Below are 26,709 nucleotides of genomic sequence, written 5' to 3'. Positions count from 1 at the left end.
GCCTTTGGCGGCCCGCCCCTCCCGCTCGCCTGGGGGGGTGGGGCCCCGTCACGTGTGACGGGACCCCACCGCCAACGCACCCTCTAAGCAACGCGCAGCGCCCACGCAACAGGCGTGCCATCTACCCGCGCACGGCGCCACCCCCCGATCAGATTGCCGGGGGTCTGGGGGCAGCGCCCCCAGGGAAAGCACGCAATCGCAACAGGCAGCCCGCAACAGGGGAACGCAACCTACTTGCTCTTGGAAACACCTTGATAGTCATTGGTGACGATCAAAATGATCCCAGGCGCGGAAGACTGGATCCCGTCGAACCGAGGCTCAACCCGAGCCCGCAACACCGCCGCCAACTCCTTGGCAGAAGCTTCCTCATCAGTCCCAGGCCGGAAGTAAACGGTGGTGGTGGGGATGGTCCCACCGGAGTAGTTCCCAGTCCCCTCAACCGTCCACCCACTGGCCCGAACCTCATCAGAGGCCTTGGAAGCCAACCCGGTGATGGTCGAGTTGTTGTAAATCCGAACCGGAGTCTTGGTCGTCCCAGTCCCAGGCTGACCAACAGGTGGAGGCGGCACAGCAGCAGAAGAGGTGGGCACAGCAGGCGAACCCGTAGTGGTGCCAGTAGCAGACGACGCCGTGGACGACGGGGTGGACGCAGGCGGCTGCTCAGAAGAGGCCTGCTCAGATGTAGTAGCCACAGGAGGCGCTGTAGAAGACCCCTCAGCAACAGGAGGTGTCTCAGACCCCCCGCTGCTGAACAGGCTGACAACGCCGATCACCAACGCGACGGCGGCGACGCCGAGCAGGGCGAAGCCGGCGGCCTTGGCCGGACGGGACGGGCTTGCGGACTCGGGGGAGGTCATCAGTCCTCGGTGCTCCTGGCGCGGGCGCGAACCCTTTGGCGGCCTGTCCGGACACCGCGCAGCCGTTTGACGAGCATCGGATCGGCAGCCAGGGCGGCTTCGGATTCAACGAGCGCGTTGAGCAGCTGGTAGTAGCGGGTCGCGGACATGTCGAACAGTTCCCTGATGGCCTGTTCCTTGGATCCCGAGTACTTCCACCACTGACGCTCGAACGCGAGCATCGTGCGTTCGCGGCTGGTCAGCCCGTCAGCGGAGGTGAGCGTCTCGGCGTGATCCATCTGGCTCCCCACGGTAGCCACACCATCTCAGGTGCGGACAATTCAATCACGTGATCGTTCCAACCTACCGCGCGACACCGACAGTTTTGGACCGCATAAAGTTCAGCCATGGCCGTCCACCGCATCCGCATCGCCGGCGACCCCGTGCTCCACAACCCGACGCGCGAGGTCACCGAGTTCGACACCGAGCTGAAGACCCTCGCCGACGACATGTTCGAGACGATGGCAGCGGCTCGCGGAGTGGGGCTCGCGGCCAACCAGATCGGCGTCGACCTGCGGATTTTCGTCTACGACTGCCCGGACGACGAGGGTGTCCAGCACCGCGGTGCGATCGTGAACCCCATTCTTGAGACCTCCGGGGTCCCGGAGACCATGCCGGACCCGGACGACGACTTCGAGGGCTGCCTGAGCGTGCCCGGCGAGGCGTACCCGACCGGACGCGCCCAGTGGGCGAAGGTGACCGGCCAGGACCTGGACGGGCAGCCGTTCGAGGTCGAGGGCACCGGCTTCTTCGCACGCTGCCTGCAGCACGAGACCGACCACCTCAACGGCTACCTCTACACCGACCGCCTGATCGGCCGGTACCGCAAGGAAGCCAAGCGGATGCTGCGCGACAACGAGTGGAACAAGCCGGGCCTCTCGTGGGACCCGTCCGACCCCGCGAACTTCGACGAGGACGACGAGGACTAGGACCGGGGCCGGAGCACCGACTCCACCTGCGCCAGCTCGTCCGCCGTCAGCGCACCGAACTCCAGCGCACCCGCGTTCTCCTCGACCTGAGCCACCGTCCGGACGCCCGGGATCGGCACCAGGCGGGGAGAACGCGCCCAGAACCACGCCAGCGCACCCTGCACCAACGTCCGGCCACCCGACGTCAGCACGTCCCGAACGGCCTCACGAGCCGCGAAGTACGAGGGCGACGGCTTCCCGTCGACGAAGAACCGCAGCCAGGACGGGTTCGTGACGCGCACGTCGTCCGCGGGCAACTCCGGGAACGTCTCCCGCGCCAGCAGCCCCATCGCCAACGGCCTCCGGCACAGCACCGCGAAGTCCCCCGCGTACATCGCGGGGTTGTCGAACAGCAGGTTGATGTCGGCCTGCGCCGCGATCCCGTGCTCCCCCTCGCAGAAGAACCGCGCCCGCTTGACGTCGTCGGTGCTCCAGCCGTAGGCGCGGATCTTGCCGGCCGCGACCAGCGCCTCGCACTCGTCGCGCAGCAGCGCCGCCTCCTCCATCCCCAGGTCGCCCACGTGCAGCTGGTAGAGGTCGATCCGGTCGGTGCCCAGCCGCCGCAACGACCCCTCGACGGCGCGGCGCAGGTACTCGACCGACCCCTCGTTGCCGGTCATCCGCCTCGACCCCGCGTCGAACCCGCAGCCCCACTTCGTGGCGATCAGCACCTGGTCACGCAGGTCCGCAAGCGCTTGCCCCACCACCGTCTCCGCGTGTCCGCAGCCGTAGACGTCCGCCGTGTCGAACAGCGTCACACCCAGCTCCACCGCCCGCCGCAACGCCTTGACCGACTCGCCGTCGTCCGCCGGTCCCCAGCCGACCGGCAGGCCGTCCGGACCCGAGAACGGTCCACCCATGGCCCACGTGCCGAATCCCAGCTCGCCCAGTTCCAAGGTCATGGGGACACCGAACATCCTGGAGTGCGCTCCAGGTCAACCCGCCGCTTCTGGAAAAAAGAAATTGCAGCGACCAGCGACCATCGAGGCATGCCCATCGACAACATCGTCGCCTTCGTCGCGGCCTCGTTCCTCATCGCGCTGTCGCCCGGACCTGGCACGGCCATGGTCCTGCGACAGTCGGTGCACGGGCGAAAAGCCGCGCTGGCGACGGTGTTCGGCATGGAGGTCGGCGTCGCCTGCTGGGCCGTCGCCGCCGCCCTGGGCCTGAGCGTGCTGCTCACGGCGTCCGAAATCGCCTTCCACGCGCTCCGGATCGCGGGGGCCGTCTTCCTGATCTACCTGGGCGTCAAGGCCCTGATCAGCAAGAGCCTGCCGGACGCGGCGCCGCCGCCCGCCAGCCACGCGTTCCGCAGCGGCCTGGTCGTGAACCTGGCCAACCCGAAGCTCGGCGTGTTCGCGATCTCGTTCCTACCGCAGTTCGTGCCTGCCGGGGAGGCCGGCCAGGGGGTTCTGCTCTTCCTCGCCATCGGCTGGGTGCTGATCGACACCGTCTGGTACCTGATCATCGTGTCGATCCTGCACACGATCAGGGGCTGGCTCGGCAGGCCGCGCGTTCGTCCCGCGCTCGAGAAGCTGTCGGGCGGCGTGCTGCTGGCGCTCGGAATCCGGCTGGTACTCGACCCGCGTTGAGATCGGGTTGCCCCGGCGCCAGAAGAGCTCGGGCAACCCGGCCAGCTCGCCGAAGGTGTGGCAGGCCGCCATCGACGCGTAGCCGCCGGCCAGCACGTGCGCGCGGATCCGGTCCAGACGACCGAACTCGATCACCTCACCGGCGATCAGGAACGGCAGCACCAGCTGCCAGGCCTGCACGACGGCCGGACGACGCCGGTGGGGTGCGCGCAGGGCCGCGCGGGCGACGCGGAGCAGGTGCTCGTTCGCGGTCATCGTGTACGGGTGCGCCGCGTGGTCCCAGGTCCACCGGCGCTCCTCGGTGACCGCGCACCGCACGCACTCGACCGGCCCCGTGCCCAGTTCGGCACCGCAGCGGGAGCACGCCAGCAGTGTCATCGCCCAGTCGACGCACGTCCAGGGGTACTGGCCGACGTCCGCGGAGGTGACCAGTTCGGCCAGCTCCCGGTCCGCCAGCTGGGACGACGTCCGCAGCGCCTCCCAGTCCGCGAGCCAGAACTGGTCGAGCAGCTCGGCGCAGAAGCCGCAGTCGGGGTAGCCCCGGCCTGCGAGTTCACCGCAGGAAGGGCATGCCGAGACCACGGCGGGACGCTGACCGCGTCGCGCGCCGGGCGGGAACGGCTGGTGATCAGCCACGAGGAAGAGATTAGGGGCAAACGACGCCCTTGGCAGCTACGGCGCGCTCTGACTATGGTCGGTTCTCGACAACTCAACACAACGCGGGAGCTCGCGCCTGAGCGGGCTGAGAGGGTGACTGGCTGTGGAGCCGGCGTCACCGACCGCCTGAACCTGACCGGGTAATGCCGGCGTAGGGAGGAATGTCGTGACGGCACTTGACGACCGTTCGGTCAAGCCCAGTGTGACCACCGGCCCGATCTCCGGGTCTCGAAAGGTGTACCGCGATGGTGTGCCTTTCCGCAGGGTGGAACTGACCAACGGCGAACATGTCGATCTGTACGACACTTCCGGTCCGTATACCGACGACAACGCGACCATCGACGTCCACAGTGGACTCCCCGACCTGAGGTCGGGGTGGATCGCCGAACGGGAACCGATCAACGGAGCTGTCACCCAGCTCGCGTACGCGAAGGCCGGGATCATCACCCCGGAGATGCGCTACGTCGCGACGCGAGAGAGCCTCGACGCGGAGTTCGTCCGCGAGGAGGTGGCCATCGGGCGTGCGGTCATCCCGTTGAACCGCAAGCACCCCGAGGCCGAGCCGATGATCATCGGCAAGAAGTTCCTCGTGAAGATCAACGCCAACATCGGCAACTCCGCGGTGTCGTCGTCGATCGAGGACGAGGTCGAGAAGATGGTGTGGGCGTCGCGCTGGGGTGCCGACACGATCATGGACCTGTCCACCGGCAAGCGGATCCACGAGACGCGCGAGTGGATCCTGCGCAACTCGCCGGTGCCGATCGGCACCGTGCCGATCTACCAGGCGCTGGAGAAGGTGAACGGCGACCCGGCGGCGCTGTCGTGGGAGGTCTACCGCGACACCGTCATCGAGCAGTGCGAGCAGGGCGTCGACTACATGACCGTGCACGCGGGCGTGCTGCTGCGGTACGTGCCGCTGACGGCCAAGCGCGTCACGGGCATCGTCTCGCGCGGCGGTTCGATCATGGCCGCGTGGTGCCTCGCGCACCACAAGGAGAGCTTCCTCTACACGCACTTCGAGGAGCTCTGCGACATCCTGCGCACCTACGACGTGACGTTCTCGCTGGGTGACGGCCTGCGGCCGGGTTCCATCGCGGACGCCAACGACGCGGCGCAGTTCGCCGAACTGAAGACCCTCGGCGAGCTCACGCACATCGCGCGCGCTCGCGACGTCCAGGTCATGATCGAGGGCCCCGGCCACGTGCCGATGCACAAGATCGCCGAGAACGTCCGGCTCGAAGAGGAGTGGTGCGGCGAGGCGCCGTTCTACACCCTCGGGCCGCTGGCCACGGACATCGCGCCGGCGTACGACCACATCACGTCCGCGATCGGCGCGGCGCAGATCGGCTGGCTGGGCACCGCGATGCTCTGCTACGTCACGCCGAAGGAGCACCTCGGCCTGCCGAACCGCGACGACGTGAAGACCGGCGTGATCACGTACAAGATCGCGGCGCACAGCGCGGACCTCGCCAAGGGCCATCCCGGCGTCCAGGACTGGGACGACGCGCTGTCCAAGGCGCGGTTCGAGTTCCGCTGGGAGGACCAGTTCAACCTGTCGCTCGACCCGGACACCGCGCGCTCGTTCCACGACGAGACGCTTCCCGCGGAACCGGCGAAGACGGCGCACTTCTGCTCGATGTGCGGGCCGAAGTTCTGCTCCATGAAGATCACGCAGGACGTGCGGCGCTACGCAGAGGAACGCGGACTGTCCACAGTGGAGGCGATCGAGGCGGGCATGGCGGAGAAGTCCGACGAGTTCGCCGACACGGGCAAGAAGGTCTACCTCCCGGTCGTGGAGACTTCGTGACCGAGTCACCACCCAGGGTCCTCACCATCGCCGGAAGCGATTCCGGCGGTGGTGCGGGCATCCAGGCCGACCTCCGCACGCTCTTCGCGTGCGGAGTGCACGGCTGCGTCGCACTGACGGCCGTGACGGTCCAGAACTCGCTGGGCGTCACGGGAGTCTCGGAGATCCCGGCCGACACGGTAGCGGCGCAGATCATCTCGGTCGTCGAGGACATCGGCGTGCAGGCCGCGAAGACCGGCATGCTCGCGTCGGCGGCGATCATCGAGGCCGTCGCCCCGGCCCTGGACCGCGTCGGCATCGGCTCGGGGAAGATCCCGTTCGTCGTCGACCCGGTCTCGGCGTCCATGCACGGCAACCAACTCCTGGCCGACAACGCCCTGGACGCGTTGCGCGGCCTGCTGTTCCCGCGCGCGACGCTGGTGACGCCGAACCTCGACGAGGTGCGGCTGATCACCGGCATCGAGGTGAAGGATCGAGTGGACCAGCGCGTGGCGGCGGAGGCGTTGCACGCCCTGGGCCCGGAGTGGGTGCTCGTGAAGGGCGGCCACATGTGGGACGACCCGGAGTGCCTCGACCTGCTCTACGACGGCCGTGAGTTCATCGAACTGCCCGGCCCGCGCTACGACACCCAGAACACGCACGGCAGTGGCGACACGCTCGCGTCGTCGATCAGCGCGGCGCTCGCTCGCGGTGCCTCGGTGCCGGAGGCCGTGCGGTTCGGCAAGGACTTCATCGTCCGCTCGGTGGCGGCGGCCTACCCGCTGGGCGCCGGTGTCGGCCCGGTGTCACCGTTCTGGAGCCTCGACAGGTAGCGGGCGTACATCGCCCTCAGGTCGGTCGCGGCCGCTTCGCCCGGTTCCGCGGCGAAGCGGCCGCGGAGTTCAACGCCTTCAACCAGGCGCTGCGCCGCTTCGCCGGCGGAGGGAGTCCTTGATCTCGCTGAGCCTGGCCGCTGCGGCAGGGGTCCACTCCGCTTGGTGCCGACTGGCACGCAGGGCGTCGTCGATCTCGTCGAGTTTGGCGGCGGACACCGCGCCTGCCCGCTCCACCAGGTCTTCCCGGCGCAAGGTGGTCAGCCAGGTGCACGGGGTAGAGCCCGGCCACGCAAACCCGAACCGCAGCACGCCGTCGAAGGGCAGTCCGTCCTCGACGCCGACTGCGACTTCGATTCCCAGGCCGGAGATGTCGGTGTCCGCCGGGGCGACGACCTGCATCGCCCGGAGGCCGGACGGATCTTCCTCGGACAACAGCACGACAGGCCGTCGCTCGTCGAATTCGGCCCACCAGACCTCGCCTCGCCGCATCCGTCCTCCAGCAGCCACCCAGCCATGAAGATCACGATCCACGGCTGGAGCACTGGCCGGGCACGCACCTCGTCGTGCCCGGCTCAGGCGACCCGTGGAAACGACTACTTCGGCTCTTCGCCTACCAACGTCTCCAGCGCGTCGAGAGCGCCCACCAGAGCCGCGATGTGCTCCGGCGTCAGCTGTTCGATCCGCCGCTGCAGCTCGCGCACCCGCGCGGACCGCACGCCGGACACCATCGTCTCGCCCTCGGGCGTGGGGGTGGCGAGCCAGGCGCGGCCGTCCTGCGGGTCGGGTTCGCGCTTCACGTACCCGGCCTCGACCAGCGCGGCGACGATGCGGGACAACGTCGGGGGCGCCACGCCCTCCTTGTTCGCCAGGTCGCCTAGGCGCATGGGCCCGCAGCGCGCGAGGGTGGCCAGCGCGGAGACCGCACCGGGGCCGAGTCCGGGGGAACCGGTGCGTCGCAGCAACCGGGCCAGCCGGCCGATCGCCAGGTACAGGCGCGCGGTCGCGTCCTCGACCTCGGCGTCAATGGGGGCCGTCACGGCTAGTCGTCCTCCTCGGCGGATTTCAGGTAGTGCTCAATCATCCCCCAACACGTGAGTACCCAAGGTAGCGACTCAGAGACCCGGCGAAGACGCTTGGGCCCAAAAGCGTTGCGGAATCCTTCCGGCCAAGCGCGCCAGACGTCCGCCCTCGACCGCACAACGCATGGCGGCGCCCATCCGTTCCGGGTCCTGGGCCCGGGTGACCGCGGTCGCCAGCAACACCGCTGAGCAGCCGAGTTCCATCGCCAGGGCCGCGTCCGAGGCCGTGCCGATGCCCGCGTCGAGAACTACTGGAACAGAAGCACGGGAAGTGATCAGCTCGATGTTGTGCGGGTTGCGGATGCCGAGACCCGTACCGATGGGCGAGCCCAGCGGCATGACGGTCGCGCAGCCGATGTCCTGCAGCTTCAACGCCAGCACCGGATCGTCGTTGGTGTAGGGCAGGACGACGAAGCCGTCGTTGACCAGCCGCTCGGCCGCGTCGAGCAGCTCGACCGGGTCCGGCAGCAGGGTCTCCTCGTCGTGCACCACCTCGAGCTTGACCCAGTTCGTCTCCAGCGCCTCGCGCGCCAGCTGGGCGGTCAGCACGGCCTCGGCGGACGTGCGGCAGCCCGCCGTGTTGGGCAGCACCTCGATTCCAAGGCGCCGCAACAACTCCAGCACACCGGTCTGGCCTGCGGCGTCGACGCGGCGCATCGCCACGGTGGTGAGCTCGGTGCCGGACGCGACCAGGGCCCGTTCCAGCACCGAGAGGTTCGCGGCACCGCCGGTGCCGGTGATGAGCCTGGACCGGAACTCCCGGCCCGCGATGATCAGCGGATCGTCCACGTCAGCCTCCCTGGACCGCGGTCAGCACCTCGACGACGCCGCCGTCCGGCACGATCGTCCTGTCCCACAACGCCCTCGGCACCACGGCGCCGTCGAGCGCCACGGCCACGCCCTTGTCGGGTGCTCCCACCAGCGTCACGACCGCGGCCACCGACGTGCCTTCTACCAAGTCACGGGAAGTCCCGTTCACCTGTGCCTTCACGAACTTCCTCCCTGGAGCAGCTCGACGACGAGTCGAGCGGTGTGCGGGGCCAGCAACAGCCCGTTGCGGTGGTGGCCGGTCGCGGCGATGACGCCGGGCTCGAGGAAACGCACGATCGGCACGTTGTCCGGGCTGCCCGCGCGGAACCCGACGGCGGCCTCGGTCAGCGCGTACTCGGCGATGCCCGGCAGCACGGTTTCCGCGTCCCGCAACAGGTCCCGCACGCCCGCGACGGACACGTCGGTGTCGAACCCGGCCTCGTACTGGGTCGCGCCGACGACCAGGCCGTCGTCTCGCGGCACCAGGTAGACCGGGCGGCCCGAGACCAGCGCACGGATCGTGTGACGAGGCGGCGGCAACGCGCCGGGCCGGTGCGAAAGTCTCAGGATCTCGCCCTTGACCGGCCGGATCACGTCCTTCAGGGCCGGGTGCAACCGGCCGCTCCACGCCCCGGCCGCGATCACCGTGACCCGTCCCTCCACTGAGGACACGACCCCGGCGTCCAGGCAAGCCTTCCACAGTGCGGAAAGCAGCACCCTGTTGTCGACGGCGAGATCCCCGGCCGCGTACACGCCCCCGCGCACCGCCGGGCCCAGGGAGGGTTCGAGCGCCCGGATCTCCCGCGAGGTCAGCAGGTCCCCCGCGTGCCGCAGGTCGGCGAGGTCGCCCGGCTGCGTCCCGACGGCCAGCGTCCCGGCCTCGAACAGCGGAACGCCGATCGACGCGGCGAACTCCGGCCACATCGCCAGGGCCTCGACCCCCTGCGCCACCACGGCTTCCTCGCCCGGCCAGGCCTCCGTCAGCGGTGCGAGCATGCCGCCCGCGACCCGCGAACCGGCGTGCGGCGAGCCGTCGTCGAACACGGAGACCGAGAACCCGGCCCGTGCCGCCGCCAACGCCACGGACAGCCCGATGACACCGCCACCCCGGACGGCCACTTCCACACTGCTCAAGGCATTCACGCTCCCTGCGCCGGCATGACCCGGATCAGGTTCGACGGTCGGAGCGAACCACGCTCCCTCTCAGCCCGGTGTTCTCCAGGCTCCCGTGCGGACCGACTTCAACATAACGGTTAACGTGCGTGCGTGCCAGGACTCGACGGAAACCTGATCAGGCAACGACTCGCCGACGCGACCCTCTACCTCTGCACGCCGAACCGGCCTGATCTGGCCGAGTTCGCGGACGCGGCGCTCGCGGGCGGCGTCGACATCATCCAGTTGCGGGACAAGTCACTGGAGGCGAAGCAGGAGATCGAGGCGATCGAGGTCCTCGCCGAGGCCACCGAACGCCACGGCCGGCTGCTCGCCGTCAACGACCGCGCGGACATCGCGCACGCCGTGCAGGCCGACGTGCTGCACCTCGGCCAGGACGACCTGCCCGTCCCGCTCGCCCGCCGGATCATCGGTGACGAGGTGGTGATCGGCCGGTCCACGCACGACGTCGGCCAGATGACCGAGGCAGCCGCGGAACCCGGCGTGGACTACTTCTGCACCGGTCCGTGCTGGCCGACCCCGACCAAGCCGGGCCGTCCGGCACCGGGGCTCGACCTCGTCCGCGTCACCAGGACCGACCGCCCGTGGTTCGCGATCGGTGGCATCGACCTCACGAACCTCCACGAGGTCAAGGCCGCTGGAGCCACCCGAGTGGTCGTCGTCCGGGCCATCACCGACGCCGAGGACCCGCGCAAGGCCGCCGAGTCGTTCAAAATTGAACTTAGTAGTTGAAATTTGAACTAACAGGCGTACGCTCGGAGACGTGAGCGCACCTGTGCTGTACCTGAGCCACGGGGCTCCCCCGCTGGCCGACGACGAGACGTGGACCAGAGAGCTGAAGGACTGGTCCGCCACCCTCCCGCGCCCGGAGGCCGTGCTCATGGTCTCCGCGCACTGGGAGGAGGCGCCGACCACCATCGGCGCGACGACGACCGTGCCGCTGGTCCACGACTTCTGGGGCTTCCCGCAGCGCTACTACGAGGTCACGTACGAGGCGCCGGGCGCACCCGAGCTCGCGAACGACGTGCGCAAGCTCCTCGGCGGCCACGTCGAGCAGGACGAGCAGCGCGGACTCGACCACGGCGCCTACGTGCCGCTGAAGGAGATGTTCCCGGACGCCGACGTACCGGTGCTGCAGATGTCGATGCCCACGCTCGACCCGCGTGAGCTGCACGAGATCGGCCGCAAGCTCGCGCCGCTGCGGGACCGCAACGTCCTGATCGTCGGCAGCGGGTTCATGACGCACAACCTGAGCTGCGTGAACTTCCCCGCCGGACCGGACTACGAGCCGCCGTCGTGGTCGAAGGAGTTCGACGACTGGGCGCACCAGCAGCTCGCGAACGGCGACGTCGACGCGCTGCTCGACTTCCAGGTGAAGGCACCGGCCGCCGGCATCGCACATCCGAGGACTGAGCACTTCGCGCCGTTGTTCGTGGCGCTCGGCGCCGCCAGCGACGAGAAGGCCCGCACCAGCGTCGAAGGCTTCTGGTACGGGCTCTCGAAGCGGTCCGTCCAGTTCAGCTAGCGGCAGCGCCCTCCAGGAAGAGGGTGACGAACCGCCGCGCGGCAGCGGGCGTCCCGGCACGGACGCCCCCGCTGGCCATGAGCAGCAGCACCATGTCGTCGACCGAGAAGTCGGGCCGCAGTCTTCCGGTCGCCTTCGCCCGGCGGATGAGCTCGGTGAGCGACCGGAACGCCCTGTCGCGCACCGCGGCGAAGTCGATCGCGCGGGGACAGGCGGTCGTGAACGCCGCCGAGAACCCGCGGTCCAGCACGTGGAGCAGGCAGACCTGCTCCACCGTCCGGCAGAACCGCTCGCCGGCGTCTTCCCGCCCTCCCGCGGCGCCGGCGCGCACAGGCTGAGCGAGACCGGCCACGCCCACGGCAAGATCGTGCTCGTCGACGGCTGAGAACGCGAAAGCGCTGCGACACCGGGGTGTCGCAGCGCTTCACGGTGTCACGGGCACTAGCCCCGCGTGAGGGTCAGGCCGTAGCGCGACAGGATCGGGTTGAGCGGCTGGAAGTACGTGGTGCCGCCGGACGAGCAGTTGCCCGAACCGCCGGAGGTCACGCCCTGGGCCTGGCCGAAGCCGGAACCCGCCACCCACGAACCACCCGAGTCGCCACCCTCGGCACAGGCGTTGGTGCGGGTGAGGCCCCGGACCGAGCCCTGCGGGTAGTTCACGGTCTGGTTCTTGGCGTGGACGGTGCCGCAGCGCCACCCGGTCGTCGAACCGGAACGGCAGATCTGGGCGCCGACAGCGGCCTCGGTGTTGCCGCGGACGATGACGTTCGTGCCGTTGTAGCGGTTGACCCACGGACGCGGGGTCCAGTTCGCGTTGGTGCGCACCCAGGCGTAGTCGTTGCCGGGGAACACCGAGCCGGCGAACGTGCCCTGTGCGACGCGGTTGAAGCCGGAGACCGCGGTGCCCGTGGAGCCGCAGTGGCCGGCGGTGACGTAACCACCGGACACCGAGAAGCCGAGCGAGCAACGGCCGCCGCCCATGTAGATGGCGTCACCGCCGCGCAGGTCGTACAGCGGGGTCGGGCTCTCGGTCACCTCGGCGACCTTGACCGCACCGCTGATCGACTTGGCGGTCGCGATCCACTGGTCCGCGGCCGCGTCGCGCACGTTCTTGTTGACCTCGACGACGACGCTGTTCGACTGCTCGTCGACGCGCCAGCTCGTGATCGCCGCGGGGGCGGTCATGAGGTCGAGGACCGACTTGGTCCCGGTCAGCTGGGAGAGCGAGTTGCTGACGACCTTGGTGTCCGCGCCGGTCACGGAGAGTCCCGACTTGGTCACCGCCACCGTCAGTCTGCCGGTCGCCTGGTCGATCCAGGCTCCGCCGAACGCGTCGCCCAGGGAGGCCTTCGCGGACTCCGCGACTTGGCCTGACTGGGCGTCATTGGCCAACCGGACGCGTGCCTGGTCAGCGTTCAGGCCCAAATCACGCTGGACCGCTTGGAGCAATTCGGCCGGGTAGCTCTCCGTATCTGAACCGGATGGGGCGACCGGTGCGGCAGGGGCGCCAAACGCCGGTACGCTGAGAGCAGTGACGACTCCGGTGGCGAGCAACACGGCACCGGTTACACGGGCCGCACTCGTGCGGTTCATCAAGCGTCTCCCTCACTTTCGGGTGCAGGGGAACCCGAGAGATCGGTTGCAGGGACCTCTCTCGGGGGCTCTAGGGGGACGGGTGGTGGGGCGGCGGCAGGGGTCGCCCCACCCCTCCCGTCCTCATTTGCCTCTCAAATCCGGTGCAGGCGCTGTGTCCTCCACCGAAGGCGCCGGGCTCAAGCGGACGTGCCACGAGCCTCATTGCGCCTCCTCCCGGTCTCTTTCGGACCGAATCCTTTCGCCCGTTCGAGTGAAGTTGCGGAACTCTTGGCTATGACGCCCCGCCTCGAACGTGAACGAAGTGTGTCACAGCTCACGACAGATCAACTGCGGCGCGTAGCAATTGACAGTTAACTATCGCTCAACGTAGTGACGTGATCACCGAATGGGGTCGGTGGTGGACGGCGGCGTCGAGCTGTCCGACGGCTGTCGGGATTCTGTCGAAGACGACGGTGGCGCGGTCGTCGTCGTGCTCCCGGACGAGGACTGACCGGACGTGCCCGGAGGGACGGTCACGGTGATCGTCTCGGTCTTCGTCGTCTCGGTGTGCGTCTCGGTGCGGGTGCTTGTGGACGGTGAGCCCGGATCGGCGGTGATGGGCTTGCCGGTCACCAGCTGGACACTCGTCGCGGTGAGGACGGTCACCACGAACACGAGCAGCCCGCCGACAGCGATCACCTGCCAACGCTTCTCACGTTCCATGGACCGTTGGTAGAACACGGCGCCCACTGTGGTCACGACGCTCGCGAGAACCGCGCCGACGATGGTGCCGACGAGGTTGAGGCGAAGGCTCAGCACGGCCGCGGTGGCGGCGGCGAGCACACTCGCGATGAGCTTGACGGGGGTGATCTTCTCCTTCTCAGACATGACACACGTAGGACGTTGGGCACAGTTCACCGGTTGTGCCCCGGTGACGTGCATCATCGACACATGCGCCTGGTGACTCTCGAAGACGTCCACGCGGCCGCCGCCGCGATCGCCCCGCATGTCGTGCACACCCCGTTGCTGTCCTTCGACTCCGGCCTGTGGATCAAGCCCGAGTCGCTGCAGCCGATCGGTGCGTTCAAGCAGCGCGGCGCGGTGAACGCGTTGTCCCGCATACCTTCCGAGGACCGGGCGCGCGGTGTCGTGGCGTATTCGAGCGGTAACCACGCGCAGGCGGTCGCCTACGCGGCCAAGATCCTCGGCATGCCGGCCGCGATCGTCGTGCCGGAGAACACGCCGCAGATCAAGATCGAAGCGACGCGGGCGCACGGCGCCGAGGTGTTCGTCGTCGGCATCACCGAACGAGAGTCGCGCGCCTACGAGTTGGTCGAGGAGCGCAAGGCGACGCTCATCCCGCCGTTCGACCACCCGGACGTGATCGCCGGGCAGGGCACCATCGGCCTGGAGATCTGCGCCGACCTCCCCGACGTGGCGACGGTCCTGGTGCCGGTGAGCGGCGGCGGACTGATCTCCGGCGTCGCGGCGGCGGTGAAGTCGTTGCGCCCCAACGTCCGCGTGATCGGCGTCGAGCCGGAACTGGCCGGTGACACCGCCGCGTCGTTCGCCGCCGGTGCGCTCGTCCGCTGGGACGCGCACGATCGCGCCCGGACCGTCGCGGACGGACTGCGCGCCGAGCCCTCCGAACTGACGTGGGCGCACATCCGCGAGTACGTGGACGACGTCGTGACCGTCTCCGAGGACGAGATCCGGGACGCGGTGAGGCAGATCTCCCGGCGCACGCGGGTCGTGTCCGAGACGAGTGGCGCCGTGGCCGTCGCGGCGTACCTGAACCGCGAACTGCCGGCCGGTCCGGCCGTCGCGGTGGTCTCCGGCGGCAACATCGAACCCCGGTCACTCGCGTCGATCCTCGGATGATCGCGCTCCCGGACATCCGTTCGGCGGCGGCGGTCATCGCACCGCACGTGGTGCGCACGCCGCTGCTGCCGTTCGGTGCGGGCTGGCTCAAGCCGGAGAACCTGCAGCCCGTCGGCGCGTTCAAACTCCGGGGCGCGCTGAACGCCCTGGCACGCCTGGAGAATCGCGCGAACGGAGTAGTCGCCTACTCCAGCGGCAACCACGCGCAGGCCGTGGCGTTCGCCGCCCGCCTGCACGGCGTGCCGGCCGCGATCGTGATGCCGGACAACACCCCGGCGGTCAAGATCGAGGCCACGAAGGCGCTGGGGGCCGAGGTCTTCATCGTCGGCATCACCGAACGCGTCGAGCGCGCCGAAGCCCTGGTGGCCGAACGCGGCGCGGCGCTGATCCCGCCGTTCGACCACCCCGACGTGATCGCCGGCCAGGGCACCATCGGCCTGGAGATCCTCGCCGACCTGCCGGACGTCGAGGCCGTCGTGGTGCCGATGTCCGGCGGCGGGCTGATCTCCGGCGTGGCCACGGCGATCAAGTCGCTGCGCCCGGACGTCCGCGTGATCGGCGCGGAGCCCGAACTGGCCGCGGACATCGCCGAGTCGCTCAAGACAGGCGAACTGGTGCGCTGGGATCCCCTGAAACGCGCTCAGACGGCTGCTGACGCTCTGCGGGACGAACCCTCGGTCCTGACCTGGGCGCACATCAGCAAGTACGTGGACGACGTGATCACGGTGTCGGAGGACGAGATCCTCGCGGCGGTGACCGGCCTGGTCCGGCGGGCCCGGCTGATCGCCGAGCCGAGCGGGGCCGTCGCGGTGGCCGCGCAGGCGAAGATCGGCGGGGGTGGCGTCGCCGTCGTGTCCGGCGGCAACGTCGACCCGGCGCTACTGGCGGGCCTTCTCGCCGCCTGACCGGATGTGCGTCGGCGGGCCTTCCACGCCGCAGTGCAGGCACTCGCCGGGGTGCGGGGCCTCCTGCTGCTCCGGCGCCGCGGCGAGCACCCGGTTGTCCACGCCGACGGCCAGCAGACCACCGATGATCGCGGCGACCGAGCACAGCACGAGGGCCGTCTGCCAGCCGTCCGTCATCACGGCGGGGTTCGTGTAGTCCTCACCCATCAGCCCCACGGCCGCGGGCAGCACGGCCATCGCGAGCAGGCTGCCGGTGCGGGCCACGGCGTTGTTCACGCCGGACGCGACACCCGCGTGGTGGTCGGGCGCCGAGGCCAGCACCGTCGCCGTCACCGGGGCGACGACGATCGCGAGACCGATGCCGAACAGCACCACGCCGGGCAGCACGCCGGTCACGTACGAGGCGCCGGGCACGGCGTTGCGCAGCAGCAACATGCCCAGGCCGACCAGGATCGGGCCGATGATCAATTGCAGGCGCGGACCGTAGCGCTGGGCGATCCGCCCGGACGTCGAGGACGCCAGCAGCATGATGATCGTGAGCGGCACGCTGGCCAGGCCGGACGCCGTCGGCGAGTACCCGAGCGAGATCTGCAGCTGCAGCACGAGCAGCACCATCACGCCCCCGAGCGCCGCGTAGACGAGGAACGTCAGGACGTTGGAGACCAGGAACGTCCGGTTGCGGAACAGCTCCGGCGGCACCAACGGGTCGGCGGAGCGCTTCTGGACCACCCCGAACGCGATCATCGCGGCCACGCCCGCCGCCGCCGGCACGTACGACTGCTCGACGAGCCCGCCGGTCAGCAGGGCCAGGCCCAGTGCGCCGACCAGCGCGGACAGGTAGTTCGGGTGCCCCGCCGCGTCGTCCTGCGACTCCGGCACGAACCGCAGCGCGAGGTACACGCACAGCGCGGCCACCGGCAGGTTCACCAGGAACGCGAGCCGCCACGACCAGGCCTGCACCAGCAGCCCGCCGACCAGCGGCCCGACCGCCGTGGCCACACCGGACAGTCCGGACCACGCGCCGATGGCGCGCGACCGGTCCTCCCGGTTGAACGACGACTGCAGGATCGCCAGCGCGCCCGGCGTCAGCAACGCCGCGCCCACGCCCTGCAGCACACGTGCCGCCACCAGCACCGGAACGTTCCACGCGGCACCGCACAGCAGCGACGCGACGCCGAACCAGATGACGCCGATCACGTAGACCCGCCGCCGGCCGAACCTGTCGCCGAGCGAACCGGCGATCAGGATCAGCGAGGCGAGCGCCAGCAGGTACCCGTTGAGGATCCACTGCAGGTCCGTCACCGACGCGGAGAACTCCGCGCCGATCCGGGGCAGCGCCACGTTGACGATCGTCCCGTCGAGCATGGCCATGCCCGAACCGAGGATCGTCGTAGTCAGCACCCAGCGTGCTCGTGGCGTGCCCCAGGCGATCAAGACGGCCGGTTCAGCGTGGCGACGAACTTGTACCGATCACCCCGGTAGACCGACCGAACCCACTCGATCGGATTGCCCTCGGTGTCGAACGAGTGCCGCGACAGCAGCAGCATCGGCAGGCCGATGTCGGCGCCGAGCAGCTCCGCCTCCTCCGGCGAGGCGAGTGCCGTCTCGATCGTCTCCTCGGCGTGTCCCATCTCGACACCGAACCGCTCGGACAGCACCTGGTACAGCGAGGCGCCGGGCGCCAGGTACCGGCGCAGCCCGCGGAAGCGGCCCAGCGCGAGGTGCGTCGTCTCGATGGCCATCGGCTCGTTGTCGGCGAGCCGCAGGCGGTGCAGCCGCAGGACCTTGGCACCCGGACGCACGCCCAGGTACCGGGCGAGCTCGGCCTCCGCCGGCATCTCCGAAGCCTCGATCAGCTTCGACGACGGCACGCGGCCCTGGGCCCGCATGTCCTCTGTGTACGAAGACAGTTGCAACCTCTGGGCGACTTTCGGTTCCGCCGCAAAGGTGCCCTTGCCCTGCACACGGAGCAGGCGTCCTTCGACCGTCAGCTCGGCGAGCGCCTGGCGAACGGTCGTCCTGGAGACGTCGAACTCCGCGGCCAGCGACCGTTCCGTGGGGATCGGCGAACCGGGCGGCAACGCCCTCAACAGGTCGAGCAGGTGCCGCTTGAGACCCCAGTACTTGGGTTCGCGTTGCGCCCGCGTCCTGGCGTCCACGCCTGATGCAGGCGTCGTCTCCAGCATGGCCTCCTCCTCGCACTCCATGTCACGCATCACAAGGATGCCTTGTCCGTGTCGATTAGTGCGTCCGAACCCCCGACATCCACTCCGAAATTCGTCCGATGACTTCGCAACGTCTTGGCAACGCGCTTGACAGACGCGGTGACGCAGCACACGCTGTTCCGCATTGGTCTACACCACTTGGACGTTCCGGCCGGTGTGCCGGGCTTGGTGAAAGGGCGCGAATTGTGAAGGGCTGGAGAGGACTCGCTGCTGGTGCCGCCGCACTGGCAGTGGCCGTGTCAGGCTGTGGCACGAGCACGAACAGCGGTAGCAACACGGAGACCAAAGAGATCACCGTGTGGCTCATGGACGGCTCCGCGGCGCCGACCCTGACCGACGCCTTGAACAAGGAGTTCGAGTCAGCGAACGGCATCAAGGTGAAGTACGAGGTCCAGAAGTGGACCGGCATCCAGGAGAAGCTGACGACCGCGCTGGCCAGCAGCACGCCGCCGGACGTCATCGAACTCGGCAACACCCAGACGGCGAGCTTCGCCGACCAGGGCACGCTGGCGGACCTCACCGCTGACAACGGTCAGTTCAACGGCGGTGAGTGGCTGGGTGGCCTCAAGGACTCCCTGACGCTCAACGGCAAGCAGTACGGCGTTCCGTTCTACGCCGCGAACCGCACCGTCATCTACCGCACCGACCTGCTCCAGGCGGCCGGAGTCACCGCGCCGCCCACCTCGCGGGCCGAGTGGCTCGACGCGATCAACAAGCTCAAGGCCGCCAACGCGTCCAACCCGGACTTCCAGGCCCTGTACCTGCCTGGCCAGTCCTGGTACTTCCTGCTGTCCCTGATCTGGGACGAGGGCGGCGACATCGCCAAGCAGGACGCCGGCAAGTGGACGGGCACGCTGGACACCCCGCAGGCGAAGGCGGGCTTCGAGGCCTACAAGGCGCTCTACGACGCGTCGGCCACCAAGAAGGTCCCGGCCGACATCGACGAGGCGAAGCCCCAGCAGATGGAGGTCTTCGGCACGGGCAACGTCGGCATGATGGTCGGTCTCCCGTGGGAGCTCGCCGGTGCCGTGAAGGCGAAGCCGGACCTGGCCGACAAGACCTCGGCGTTCCCGATCCCGTCCAAGAAGGCCGGTTCGTCCTCCCCCGTGTTCCTGGGCGGCTCGAACCTCGCCATCCCGACGGCCAGCAAGAACGCCGCCGCGGCCAAGAAGTACCTGGCGCTGCTGTCGTCCAAGAAGTACCAGGACATGCTCGCCGAGGGCGGCGCTGTTCCCGGCACCTCGAAGGACACCGCGAAGCTCGCCACCAACGCGGTCGGCAAGGCGCTCGCCGCGTCCTCCCCCAACGGCAAGGTCACCCCGGTGACGCCGAAGTGGGCGGCCGTCGAGGCGGGCCAGAACCCGCTCAAGGACGCGCTGACCGCGTACCTCACCGGTGCCAAGTCTCTCGACCAGGCAACGAAGGACGCGAGCGAAGCCATCACCAAGGCCATGGCCTAGCCAAGCTGAGATGACGGCCGTCAAAACGACCGAAACGGCAGCGCCGGCAGGGGACATCCCTCCGGCGCTGCCGCCTGCCGTGACGGGCGGGGCGCCACGGCGCCGCCGCCGGGGCAGTGCCTTCGACCGGGCGCTGCCCTACCTGCTGCTCGCTCCCGCACTCATCGCGATCCTCTGGCTGATCGGCTGGCCGGTGGTCTCCGTCTTCGTGACGAGCTTCCGCCAGCTGAACCTCGGCGAGCTCGTTCGCGGCGAGGTCGTGTGGACGGGCATCGACAACTACGTGACGGTTCTTCAGGACGAGCGGTTCTGGACCGTCTCGCTGCGGACCGTCGTGTTCACCGTCTCCGTCGTCGTCGCCTCGGTGGGCGCGGGCCTCGGGATCGCACTGCTGATGCGCGTGCTCACGCCGTGGGTGCGAGTCGCCCTGCAGATCGCGATGCTCTGCGCCTGGGCCATGCCGATCCTCGCGTCGACCACGGTCTACCAGTGGATGTTCGACCAGAACTACGGCATCTTGAACAAGACGCTGGTGCAGCTGGGATTCGACTCCTTCGCCGGTTACTCGTGGTTCTCCTCCGGCACGTCGACGCTGTCCGTCGTCGGCCTGCTGATCGTGTGGCAGGCGATCCCCTTCCTCGCCTTCTCTCTCTACGCGGGGCTCGTCGGCATTCCGCGCGACCTCTACGAGGCGGCGGGCATCGACGGCGCCACGGGCTGGCAGACGTTCCGCGCGGTGACGTGGCCGGAGATCCGGTCGCTGCTGATGATGGTGACGTTCCTGTCGCTGTTGTGGGACTTCAAGGTCTTCGCCCAGATCTGGGTGTTCCGCGGCGGCGGTCCCAGCGGTGAGAGCACGACGCTGCCGGTGCTGCAGTACCTGGAAGGCATCGCGAAGAGCCACTTCGGCGTCGCTGCCGCGATCTCCGTGCTGATGATGGTCATCCTCGGCCTGATCACGTTCCAGTACCTGCGCAAGCTGCTGCAGACCGAGGAGGGCAAGATCTGATGCTCAAGAAGTCTGCTGCGAACTTCGCAGGACTCGCACTGGCGTTGTTCTTCATCTTCCCGACGTACTGGATGATCACGTCGGCGCTGAAGCCCAAGGGTTCGACGATCACGTCGGACTACGACCTGATCCCGTTCTCGGTGACGTTCACGAACTTCGTGACGGCGTGGACGAAGCCCGGCTTCCTGTCCTCGCTCGGCAACAGCCTCCTGGTGACGCTGACGGCGGTCGTCGCCGCGATCGTCATCGGCATCACCGCCGCGGTCGCCATGTCGCGCTTCGCGTTCCGCGGCCGCAAGAGCTTCGTGCTGCTGATGCTGGTGGCGCAGATGGCGCCGTTCGAGGCGTTGCTGATCCCGATGTTCCTGATGATGCGGGACCTCCAGCTCTACGAACACCTCTCGTCGCTGGTCCTCGTGTACTTCGCGGTGACGCTGCCGTTCTGCGCGTGGACGTTGCGCGGGTTCGTCAACGGCATCCCGATCGAGCTCGAAGAGGCCGCGATGGTCGACGGCTGCGGTCGTTGGGGCGCGTTCCAGAAGGTGACCCTGCCCCTGCTGGGGCCGGGTCTCGTGGCCACGTCGGTGTTCGCGTTCATCACGGCGTGGAACGAGTTCCTCTTCGCCAAGGTGCTGATCCGCAGCCAGGACCGCGAGACGCTGCCGGTGTGGCTGTCCGGGTTCGAGACCGCCTTCGGCACCGACTGGGGTGGCGCGATGGCCGCCTCGGTGCTGTTCACGGTGCCCGCACTGGTGTTCTTCCTGATCGTGCAACGCAAGATGGTCGCCGGCGTCACCGCCGGTGCAGTGAAGGGATGACGCGTGGATCAGTTGGCCGCAGCCGTTCTGCTTCCCGGCTTCACCGGAACGACCGCCCCCGACTGGTTGCTGCGGCGGGTCGCTGACGGGCTCGGCGGCGTTGTGCTCTTCGGGCGCAACGTCGTCGACGACGCCCAGGTGACCGAGCTGTGCGGCGAACTGCGTTCGGTGCGCCCGGACGTGGTGATCGGCATCGACGAGGAGGGCGGCGACGTCACGCGTCTCGACGCGGGCCGCGGTTCCGAGGTGCCGGGCAACCACGCCCTGGGCGCGGCGGACGACCTGGACCTCACGCGCTCGGTGGCCGCGTCCATCGGCGCGCGGCTGGCGAAGTGCGGGATCTCGCTGAACCTCGCGCCGTCCGCCGACCTGGTGCTGACGCTGGACGACCCGATCATCGGCGTCCGCGCGTTCGGCTCCGACCCGGTGCTCGCCGCGCGGCACGTGGCCGCGTGGGTCGAGGGCCTGCAGGCCGTGGGCGTCGCCGCCTGCGCCAAGCACTTCCCCGGCCACGGAGCGTCCACTGAGGACTCCCACGAGCAGCTCCCGGTGCTTCCGCGCACCGAGGAACAGCTGCGCGCCGTGGAGCTCGTCCCGTTCCAGGCGGCCGTGAACGCGGGCGTCCGCTCGATCATGACCGGCCACCTCGTGATCCCCGAGTGGGGTCCGGCGCCGGTGACGCTGAACAAGCACGCGATCGACCTGCTGCGCACCGAGCTGGGCTTCACCGGCGCGGTGATCACCGACGGACTGGACATGAAGGCGGTGGGCGGCGACCTGGCCGTCGGCGCCGTCCGGGCCCTGGCCGCCGGTGTGGACTCGTTGTGCCTGGGCGGCATGGCCCTGGACGACGACGACCTGCAGTGGCTGATCGACTCGATCGTCGCGGCCGTGAAGTCCGGCGAGCTGTCCGAGGAGCGCCTGACCCAGGCGGCCGCCCGCTCCCTGGCGCTGGGCCTCCCGCCGTCCACCGTCGACGCCCACGACGCCGAGATCGGTCTCACAGCCGCTCGACGCGCTGTTTCCGCACGTGGCCGGGTTAGTGTCGGTGCGGACCCGGTCGTGGTGGACCTGGTGGTGGACTCCTCGATCGCGGTCGGTGACGTCCCGTGGGGCCTCGGCCCGTACCTCCAGGAGGTACTTCCGGGCACCGAGGTGATCGCCGCACGTGACATCTCGGCGGAAGAAGTTGCGAAAGTCGCAGGTGGCCGCACGATTGTGGTCGTCACGCGCGACGCCCACCGCCACTCCGGCGCTCGACAACTGGTAATAAACTTAACTAATCTGCAGCTGGACGTGGTGCACGTCGAAACGGGCGTGCCGGGTCCAGACCTGGGCAGCGTCGCCCGCATCGACACCCACGGCGGTTCTCGGGTGAGCCTCCGAGCCGCGGCCGAGCTGATCCTGAAAGGCACGACATGACCACGCCCCAGCCAGGCCGGCACATGGCAGCGGAGATCGCCGCTCAGCCGTCGATCTTCTCCGACCTCTACGCGGGGCGGTCCGCGATCGCCGAGGTGGCCGCCGTGATCCGCGAGCGCGCCCCGCGCTTCGTGCTCTTCGCGGCCCGCGGTTCCAGCGACCACGCCGCGATCTACGCGAAGTACCTGACCGAGATCCTGCTCCAGCTCCCCGCCGGCCTGGTCTCCGCGTCCACCACGACGCTGTACGGCGCGGAGCCGGACCTGCGCGACGTCCTGCTGGTCACGGTCTCCCAGTCGGGCGGCTCGCCCGACCTGCTGGAGGTGACCGCCTCCTACCGCAGGCGCGGTGCCCTGACCGTGGCCGTGACGAACACGTCGAACTCCCCGCTGAACGCGGCCGCCGAACTCTCGGTGGACGTCTCGGCGGGCGTCGAGCACGCGGTGGCCGCCACCAAGACCTACTCGGCCACGCTGCTGGCCCTCTACCTGCTGATCGACGCGGTGCGCGGCGGCGACGGCGAGGCGGCGGCGTCGCTGGGCGAGCTCGCCCAGGTGACCCTCGACCAGTCGGCGCCGACCGTCGACGAGGCCGTGCGCCGCTACCGCTTCGTGGACCGCGTCCTCACCACGGGCCGCGGTTACTCCTACGCCACGGCGCTGGAGGCGTCCCTCAAGCTCGCGGAGACGTCCTACCTGGCGGCCCGCGCCTACAGCGGCGCCGACCTGCTGCACGGCCCGGTGGCCGCGGTGGACGGCGAGACCGCGGTCCTGGCCATCACCTCGCTGGGCAAGGGCGGCGACTCGCTGCGCGACGCCCTGGACGTGGTGCACCAGCGCGGTGCCGACGTCGTGGCCGTCGGCTCCGCCTCGGAGAAGGTGGGGGCGACGCTCGCCATCGCCATCCCCGAGACCGCCGAGGAAGTGGCCCCGGTGCTGGAGATCCTTCCCGTGCAGCGCCTGGCCCACGGCCTGGCACTGGCACGCGGCGGCGACCCGGACAGCCCGCGCGGCCTGAACAAGGTCACGCGCACCCTCTAACGGGTGTTTTTTCGGCCACGCGGGGCCCCTACGTACCGTATGAAAGTACGTAGGGGCCCCGCGTGGCTTTTGATGCGTGACTATTGGCCTGCTGTGGCGTAGCTTGCCGCGACTTGCGGTGCGGGCACCGCGGCGTCGAACACGACCCGCCCGTCGACCCAGACCTTCTTGGGCCGCAGGTCGTCGTCCCACCACACCAGGTCCGCGACGGCCCCCGGTGCTAGCCGGCCGAGACCGGACTCACCGATGACCTCGGCGGGCACGATCGTCGCCGACGCCAGCGCGTCGGCCACCGGAACACCCACGGACACGATGTTCCGCACCGCGCGGTCGAGCGTGAGCGCGGAACCCGCGATCGTGCCCTCCGGCGACCGGGGCACCCCGTCCTCGGTGAGCAGCACGTCCGCCCCTCCGAGGTGGTAGCGCCCAGGCGGCATCCCGGCTGCGGCGACCGCGTCCGTCACCAGTGCGACTCGCGCCCCGGCGGCGTTGAACACGAGGCGGCACACGTCCGGGCCCACGTGGGCCAGGTCCGCGATGAGCCCGAGGGTGAAGCGCTCGTCCACCAGCGCCACCCCGGGAACCCCGGGTTCCCGGTGCCCCAGCGGACGCTGGGCGTTGAACAGGTGCGTCACCATGCGGGCACCCGCGTCGGCGGCGGCGCGGGTCTGCTCACCCGTGGCGTCGGAGTGGCCCACCGCGACGAGCACGCCGGCCTCGACGAGACGGCGGACCGCCTCCAGGCCACCGGGCTGTTCGGGAGCCATCGTCACCATCCGCAGGGCGCGGCGGATCAGCTCGTCGTCGAGCAGGGCCGAGATCTGGTCAGGACCAGGCTCGACCATGAACGACGGGTCGTGCACCCCTGCCCGTTTGGGCGACAGGAAGGGGCCTTCGAGGTGCACGCCCAAGGGGCGGGCACCCACTCCGTCCGGCAGAGCGGCGGAGGCGGCCAGAACCGCCCGCGTCTGCCTCAGGATCACGTCGACCGGTGCGGTGATCAACGTGGGCAAGAACCGGGTCACACCGGTGGACGGCAGAGCTTCGGCCACGGAACGCATTCCGGCGGCGTCCACCTCGGCGAAGTCGACGCCGACGGCGCCGTTCACCTGCACGTCGACCAGGCCCGGTGTCAGCAGGCCGTCGGATAGGACCTCCGCGCCGGGTGGTGCTTCACCGGTGGTCACCTCGACGATGCGGCCGTCCCTGATCCGCACCGAGGCAGGACCGACGATCGTGCGACCGAGCAATGCGCGCGGTGCTGCGACAACGGCGTCCAAGATCCCTCCTTGAATGGTCCAGACCATTATGGCCACAACAGGGGTCCACGTCACCCTTCGTTAGGAGATAACCATCTTACATAACACTTGGTGAATCAGGTCCGAAACGACCGGGATGCCACGAAGATGACCACCCGTAGCGCATACTGGCTGCCAGACATCCGAGGTCTACGACGAGTTGAGGGTGCCGTGGCAGTCACTGACGATGCGATCCTGCGCGTCAAGGAGATGATCGTTTCGGGCGAGCTCAAGCCCGGCGACCGTCTCCCGCGTGAGGCTGACCTGGCAGAACGTCTTGGTCTGTCGCGCAACTCGCTGCGCGAGGCCGTGAAGGCACTGTCACTCGTCCGTGTACTGGACGTCCGCCAGGGCGACGGCACGTACGTGTCCTCGCTGCGGGCCGACGACCTGCTCGGCGCGCTTTCCTTCGTGCTCGACCTGCACCGCGGCGAGGATTCGGTGCTGGAAGTCCTCCAGGTCCGCCGGATCCTCGAGCCGGCGGCCGCCGCGATGGCCGCCCAGCGCGTCGACGCGGAGGAGATCGTCAAGCTCCGCGCGCTCTGCGACGCCGCCGAAAGCGCGAAGTCCGTGGAGGAACTGGTCGAGCACGACCTCGAGTTCCACCGCGCCATCGCCCAGTGCTCGGGCAACGCCTACCTGGCCCAGCTCCTCGACACGCTGGCCGGCCCGACGGTCCGCGTCCGCATCTGGCGCGGCATCACCCAGTCGAACGCCGTGGACCGCACGGTCGCCGAGCACCGCGCCATCGTCGACGCGCTGGCCGCGCACCAGCCGGAACTCGCGCGCAGCTGGTCCACTGTGCACGTGGCCGGCGTCGAGCAGTGGCTGTCAGACCTGGCGTAGCTGCTCCAGCACCGCGCGCACCGCAGGCTGCCCGTCCGCCCGGTTCCGCACCACAGCGGACACGGTCCGGAACACCTGCTGCTTCAACGGCCTCAACGCCACACCGGGCCGCCGGGCCACGGACGGCACGAGCGCAACGCCCAGCCCGGCCTCGACCAGCCCGCACATCACCCCGAAGTCGTCGCAGTAGGCCTGCGCCCGAGGCACGAACCCGGCGGCGCCGCACGCCCGCTGGGTCAGCTCGTGGCACGACGCGTCGGTGCGCGGCATGATCCACGGCCGGTCGGCCAGCACCGACAGATCCACCGAATCCTGCTGCACCAACGGATCGCTCAACGGCAGTGCCACGTTCACCGGTTCCACGAACAACTCGAACGACTCGCAGGACTCGGGCAGCGAGCGCGGCATGATGTTGTAAGAGTGGATCACCGCGATGTCGACGTCCCCGCGCCGCAACGCGGGCAGTGACGCCTCCGGCTCCATCTCGTGCACGAACAGGTCCACATCGGACCCGTGCGCCGACCGCAGCACCTGGATCACGCGCGGCAGCAACGCGGCGACCGATACGAACGCACCGACGCGCACGACGCCGGACACGGACGTGCGCAGCGAGGCCAGGTCCGCCTCGGCGGCGGCCAGCTGATCGAGAACCAGCTGCGTGTGCGCCGCCAGCACGTGCCCGGCGCGGGTCAGCGCCAGCCGGCGGCCCTCCCGTTCGACCAGGGCGACGCCGGCCTCGCGTTCCAGCGCGGCCAGCTGCTGGGACACGGCCGGGGAGGTCACGTGCATGGCCTCCGCGGCGGCGGTGACCGTGCCGTGGACCGACAGGGCGTGGAGCAATCGGAGCCTTCGCACATCCAACACAAAGCTCAGCTTAACGTTCCGGGCAGAACTTCTAACTGGAACTT

General features: G+C 69.4%; 29 protein-coding genes, 1 pseudogene and 2 riboswitches. Of the genes and pseudogenes, 15 read left to right on the top strand and 15 right to left on the bottom strand.

What is annotated here, in order from left to right:
- Positions 1-230 precede the first annotated feature (230 nt).
- Positions 231-857, bottom strand: a complete 627-nt coding sequence (locus tag AB0M48_RS23905; protein ID WP_363845843.1) for a LytR C-terminal domain-containing protein — start codon at positions 855-857, stop codon at positions 231-233.
- A complete protein-coding gene (locus AB0M48_RS23900) occupies positions 857-1,135 on the bottom strand; it encodes a DUF3263 domain-containing protein (RefSeq protein ID WP_089910320.1) in 279 nt (92 codons plus the stop codon). Before AB0M48_RS23900 ends, AB0M48_RS23905 begins: the two co-directional genes overlap by 1 nt.
- 108 nt (positions 1,136-1,243) lie before the next feature.
- On the opposite strand from AB0M48_RS23900, the gene AB0M48_RS23895 reads away from it, so the two are divergent.
- Positions 1,244-1,825: a peptide deformylase gene (locus AB0M48_RS23895; RefSeq protein ID WP_363845841.1), complete on the top strand. Its 582-nt coding sequence runs from the start codon at positions 1,244-1,246 to the stop codon at positions 1,823-1,825.
- Here AB0M48_RS23895 and AB0M48_RS23890 read toward each other — a convergent pair.
- Complete coding sequence (locus AB0M48_RS23890; protein ID WP_363845839.1) at positions 1,822-2,766, bottom strand: aldo/keto reductase; 945 nt, start codon at positions 2,764-2,766, stop codon at positions 1,822-1,824. The two genes, AB0M48_RS23895 and AB0M48_RS23890, sit on opposite strands and share 4 nt — an antisense overlap.
- An 87-nt stretch (positions 2,767-2,853) precedes the next feature.
- Here AB0M48_RS23890 and AB0M48_RS23885 point away from each other — a divergent pair, with 87 nt between their 5' ends.
- The 3 genes from AB0M48_RS23885 to thiD all read left to right on the top strand — a co-directional run bounded on the left by AB0M48_RS23885 (position 2,854) and on the right by thiD (position 6,732).
- The gene (locus AB0M48_RS23885; protein ID WP_363845837.1) at positions 2,854-3,456 is read left to right on the top strand and encodes a LysE family translocator; all 603 of its coding nucleotides are present in this window, start codon (positions 2,854-2,856) and stop codon (positions 3,454-3,456) included.
- 709 nt (positions 3,457-4,165) lie between these two features.
- Positions 4,166-4,290: riboswitch (TPP riboswitch) on the top strand.
- Positions 4,280-5,920: a phosphomethylpyrimidine synthase ThiC gene (gene thiC, locus AB0M48_RS23880; protein ID WP_363845835.1), complete on the top strand. Its 1,641-nt coding sequence runs from the start codon at positions 4,280-4,282 to the stop codon at positions 5,918-5,920. (Overlaps the previous riboswitch by 11 nt.)
- Complete coding sequence (gene thiD / locus AB0M48_RS23875) at positions 5,917-6,732, top strand: bifunctional hydroxymethylpyrimidine kinase/phosphomethylpyrimidine kinase (protein WP_363845833.1); 816 nt, start codon at positions 5,917-5,919, stop codon at positions 6,730-6,732. Before thiC ends, thiD begins: the two co-directional genes overlap by 4 nt.
- 78 nt (positions 6,733-6,810) lie before the next feature.
- Here thiD and AB0M48_RS23870 read toward each other — a convergent pair whose 3' ends face one another.
- The 5 genes from AB0M48_RS23870 to AB0M48_RS23850 form a co-directional block, all read right to left on the bottom strand.
- On the bottom strand, positions 6,811-7,224 hold the full coding sequence (locus tag AB0M48_RS23870; protein WP_363845831.1) for a type II toxin-antitoxin system PemK/MazF family toxin: 414 nt from the start codon (positions 7,222-7,224) through the stop codon (positions 6,811-6,813).
- A 104-nt stretch (positions 7,225-7,328) separates the two neighbouring features.
- A complete protein-coding gene (locus tag AB0M48_RS23865) occupies positions 7,329-7,772 on the bottom strand; it encodes a MarR family transcriptional regulator (RefSeq protein WP_363845829.1) in 444 nt (147 codons plus the stop codon).
- A 75-nt stretch (positions 7,773-7,847) separates the two neighbouring features.
- Positions 7,848-8,603: a thiazole synthase gene (locus tag AB0M48_RS23860; protein WP_086662571.1), complete on the bottom strand. Its 756-nt coding sequence runs from the start codon at positions 8,601-8,603 to the stop codon at positions 7,848-7,850.
- A gap of 1 nt (position 8,604) precedes the next feature.
- Complete coding sequence (thiS, locus tag AB0M48_RS23855) at positions 8,605-8,805, bottom strand: sulfur carrier protein ThiS (RefSeq protein ID WP_363845826.1); 201 nt, start codon at positions 8,803-8,805, stop codon at positions 8,605-8,607.
- Positions 8,802-9,749: an FAD-dependent oxidoreductase gene (locus AB0M48_RS23850; protein ID WP_363845997.1), complete on the bottom strand. Its 948-nt coding sequence runs from the start codon at positions 9,747-9,749 to the stop codon at positions 8,802-8,804. The genes thiS and AB0M48_RS23850 overlap by 4 nt, the downstream gene beginning before the upstream one ends.
- Before the next feature lie 3 nt (positions 9,750-9,752).
- Positions 9,753-9,864: riboswitch (TPP riboswitch) on the bottom strand.
- 26 nt (positions 9,865-9,890) lie between these two features.
- Here AB0M48_RS23850 and thiE point away from each other — a divergent pair.
- Both thiE and AB0M48_RS23840 read left to right on the top strand, forming a co-directional pair.
- A complete protein-coding gene (gene thiE, locus AB0M48_RS23845) occupies positions 9,891-10,529 on the top strand; it encodes a thiamine phosphate synthase (RefSeq protein ID WP_363845824.1) in 639 nt (212 codons plus the stop codon).
- Positions 10,530-10,560: 31 nt separating this feature from the next.
- Positions 10,561-11,322: a class III extradiol ring-cleavage dioxygenase gene (locus AB0M48_RS23840; protein WP_363845822.1), complete on the top strand. Its 762-nt coding sequence runs from the start codon at positions 10,561-10,563 to the stop codon at positions 11,320-11,322.
- Here AB0M48_RS23840 and AB0M48_RS23835 read toward each other — a convergent pair.
- Positions 11,315-11,572 (bottom strand): hypothetical protein, encoded by a 258-nt coding sequence (locus tag AB0M48_RS23835; protein ID WP_363845820.1) that lies wholly within the window; start codon positions 11,570-11,572, stop codon positions 11,315-11,317. The genes AB0M48_RS23840 and AB0M48_RS23835 overlap by 8 nt on opposite strands.
- Before the next feature lie 36 nt (positions 11,573-11,608).
- Here AB0M48_RS23835 and AB0M48_RS23830 point away from each other — a divergent pair.
- Positions 11,609-11,707 (top strand): annotated as a pseudogene (locus AB0M48_RS23830) (NADP-dependent oxidoreductase); the annotation flags it as partial.
- 56 nt (positions 11,708-11,763) lie between these two features.
- On the opposite strand, the gene AB0M48_RS23825 reads toward AB0M48_RS23830, so the two are convergent.
- Both AB0M48_RS23825 and AB0M48_RS23820 read right to left on the bottom strand, forming a co-directional pair.
- Positions 11,764-12,714, bottom strand: a complete 951-nt coding sequence (locus AB0M48_RS23825) for a S1 family peptidase (protein WP_363845818.1) — start codon at positions 12,712-12,714, stop codon at positions 11,764-11,766.
- A 582-nt stretch (positions 12,715-13,296) separates the two neighbouring features.
- Positions 13,297-13,785, bottom strand: coding sequence for a hypothetical protein (locus AB0M48_RS23820; protein WP_363845816.1), 489 nt, complete (start codon positions 13,783-13,785; stop codon positions 13,297-13,299).
- Between the two features lie 63 nt (positions 13,786-13,848).
- On the opposite strand from AB0M48_RS23820, the gene AB0M48_RS23815 reads away from it, so the two are divergent.
- Together AB0M48_RS23815 and AB0M48_RS23810 are read left to right on the top strand one after the other, a co-directional pair.
- Positions 13,849-14,778 carry a threonine/serine dehydratase gene (locus AB0M48_RS23815; RefSeq protein ID WP_363845814.1) on the top strand — a complete coding sequence of 310 codons (930 nt, stop codon included), beginning with the start codon at positions 13,849-13,851 and terminating at the stop codon, positions 14,776-14,778.
- Positions 14,775-15,683: a threonine/serine dehydratase gene (locus tag AB0M48_RS23810; RefSeq protein ID WP_363845813.1), complete on the top strand. Its 909-nt coding sequence runs from the start codon at positions 14,775-14,777 to the stop codon at positions 15,681-15,683. The genes AB0M48_RS23815 and AB0M48_RS23810 overlap by 4 nt, the downstream gene beginning before the upstream one ends.
- On the opposite strand, the gene AB0M48_RS23805 is transcribed toward AB0M48_RS23810, so the two are convergent.
- Both AB0M48_RS23805 and AB0M48_RS23800 read right to left on the bottom strand, forming a co-directional pair.
- Positions 15,657-17,084: an MFS transporter gene (locus tag AB0M48_RS23805; protein ID WP_363845811.1), complete on the bottom strand. Its 1,428-nt coding sequence runs from the start codon at positions 17,082-17,084 to the stop codon at positions 15,657-15,659. The two genes, AB0M48_RS23810 and AB0M48_RS23805, sit on opposite strands and share 27 nt — an antisense overlap.
- A 29-nt stretch (positions 17,085-17,113) precedes the next feature.
- A complete protein-coding gene (locus tag AB0M48_RS23800; RefSeq protein ID WP_030480591.1) occupies positions 17,114-17,869 on the bottom strand; it encodes a GntR family transcriptional regulator in 756 nt (251 codons plus the stop codon).
- 224 nt (positions 17,870-18,093) lie between these two features.
- Here AB0M48_RS23800 and AB0M48_RS23795 point away from each other — a divergent pair, with 224 nt between their 5' ends.
- From AB0M48_RS23795 to AB0M48_RS23775, 5 genes are read left to right on the top strand one after another with little or no spacing between them, the layout of a single operon-like run.
- Complete coding sequence (locus tag AB0M48_RS23795) at positions 18,094-19,368, top strand: extracellular solute-binding protein (RefSeq protein WP_363845808.1); 1,275 nt, start codon at positions 18,094-18,096, stop codon at positions 19,366-19,368.
- A gap of 10 nt (positions 19,369-19,378) precedes the next feature.
- The gene (locus AB0M48_RS23790) at positions 19,379-20,377 is read left to right on the top strand and encodes a sugar ABC transporter permease (RefSeq protein ID WP_363845806.1); all 999 of its coding nucleotides are present in this window, start codon (positions 19,379-19,381) and stop codon (positions 20,375-20,377) included.
- Positions 20,377-21,195: a carbohydrate ABC transporter permease gene (locus tag AB0M48_RS23785; protein WP_363845804.1), complete on the top strand. Its 819-nt coding sequence runs from the start codon at positions 20,377-20,379 to the stop codon at positions 21,193-21,195. The genes AB0M48_RS23790 and AB0M48_RS23785 overlap by 1 nt, the downstream gene beginning before the upstream one ends.
- 3 nt (positions 21,196-21,198) lie before the next feature.
- Positions 21,199-22,617 (top strand): glycoside hydrolase family 3 N-terminal domain-containing protein, encoded by a 1,419-nt coding sequence (locus AB0M48_RS23780; RefSeq protein ID WP_363845802.1) that lies wholly within the window; start codon positions 21,199-21,201, stop codon positions 22,615-22,617.
- Positions 22,614-23,657 carry an SIS domain-containing protein gene (locus tag AB0M48_RS23775; RefSeq protein ID WP_363845800.1) on the top strand — a complete coding sequence of 348 codons (1,044 nt, stop codon included), beginning with the start codon at positions 22,614-22,616 and terminating at the stop codon, positions 23,655-23,657. Before AB0M48_RS23780 ends, AB0M48_RS23775 begins: the two co-directional genes overlap by 4 nt.
- An 80-nt stretch (positions 23,658-23,737) precedes the next feature.
- On the opposite strand, the gene nagA is transcribed toward AB0M48_RS23775, so the two are convergent.
- A complete protein-coding gene (gene nagA, locus AB0M48_RS23770) occupies positions 23,738-24,937 on the bottom strand; it encodes an N-acetylglucosamine-6-phosphate deacetylase (protein ID WP_363845798.1) in 1,200 nt (399 codons plus the stop codon).
- A 189-nt stretch (positions 24,938-25,126) separates the two neighbouring features.
- On the opposite strand from nagA, the gene AB0M48_RS23765 reads away from it, so the two are divergent.
- Positions 25,127-25,801, top strand: coding sequence for a FadR/GntR family transcriptional regulator (locus AB0M48_RS23765; RefSeq protein WP_266041953.1), 675 nt, complete (start codon positions 25,127-25,129; stop codon positions 25,799-25,801).
- Here the strand turns inward: AB0M48_RS23765 and AB0M48_RS23760 are convergent.
- Positions 25,787-26,665, bottom strand: coding sequence for a LysR family transcriptional regulator (locus AB0M48_RS23760; RefSeq protein ID WP_363845795.1), 879 nt, complete (start codon positions 26,663-26,665; stop codon positions 25,787-25,789). The two genes, AB0M48_RS23765 and AB0M48_RS23760, sit on opposite strands and share 15 nt — an antisense overlap.
- Positions 26,666-26,709 lie beyond the last annotated feature (44 nt).

Source organism: Lentzea sp. NPDC051208 (assembly GCF_040682435.1).
Taxonomy (GTDB): Bacteria; Actinomycetota; Actinomycetes; order Mycobacteriales; family Pseudonocardiaceae; genus Lentzea; species Lentzea kristufekii.
Note: the sequence above shows the minus strand (reverse complement) of the source record. Positions and strands in the feature narration are given on the sequence as shown.

What these genes read in the sequence shown, in the direction of transcription:
- AB0M48_RS23905 (WP_363845843.1), bottom strand. Translation starts at nt 857, where the DNA reads ATGACCTCCCCCGAGTCCGCAAGCCCGTCCCGTCCGGCCAAGGCCGCC.
- AB0M48_RS23900 (WP_089910320.1), bottom strand. Translation starts at nt 1,135, where the DNA reads ATGGATCACGCCGAGACGCTCACCTCCGCTGACGGGCTGACCAGCCGC.
- AB0M48_RS23895 (WP_363845841.1), top strand. Translation starts at nt 1,244, where the DNA reads ATGGCCGTCCACCGCATCCGCATCGCCGGCGACCCCGTGCTCCACAAC.
- AB0M48_RS23890 (WP_363845839.1), bottom strand. Translation starts at nt 2,766, where the DNA reads ATGACCTTGGAACTGGGCGAGCTGGGATTCGGCACGTGGGCCATGGGT.
- AB0M48_RS23885 (WP_363845837.1), top strand. Translation starts at nt 2,854, where the DNA reads ATGCCCATCGACAACATCGTCGCCTTCGTCGCGGCCTCGTTCCTCATC.
- AB0M48_RS23870 (WP_363845831.1), bottom strand. Translation starts at nt 7,224, where the DNA reads ATGCGGCGAGGCGAGGTCTGGTGGGCCGAATTCGACGAGCGACGGCCT.
- AB0M48_RS23820 (WP_363845816.1), bottom strand. Translation starts at nt 13,785, where the DNA reads ATGTCTGAGAAGGAGAAGATCACCCCCGTCAAGCTCATCGCGAGTGTG.
- AB0M48_RS23815 (WP_363845814.1), top strand. Translation starts at nt 13,849, where the DNA reads ATGCGCCTGGTGACTCTCGAAGACGTCCACGCGGCCGCCGCCGCGATC.
- AB0M48_RS23810 (WP_363845813.1), top strand. Translation starts at nt 14,775, where the DNA reads ATGATCGCGCTCCCGGACATCCGTTCGGCGGCGGCGGTCATCGCACCG.
- AB0M48_RS23800 (WP_030480591.1), bottom strand. Translation starts at nt 17,869, where the DNA reads ATGCTGGAGACGACGCCTGCATCAGGCGTGGACGCCAGGACGCGGGCG.
- AB0M48_RS23790 (WP_363845806.1), top strand. Translation starts at nt 19,379, where the DNA reads ATGACGGCCGTCAAAACGACCGAAACGGCAGCGCCGGCAGGGGACATC.
- AB0M48_RS23785 (WP_363845804.1), top strand. Translation starts at nt 20,377, where the DNA reads ATGCTCAAGAAGTCTGCTGCGAACTTCGCAGGACTCGCACTGGCGTTG.
- AB0M48_RS23775 (WP_363845800.1), top strand. Translation starts at nt 22,614, where the DNA reads ATGACCACGCCCCAGCCAGGCCGGCACATGGCAGCGGAGATCGCCGCT.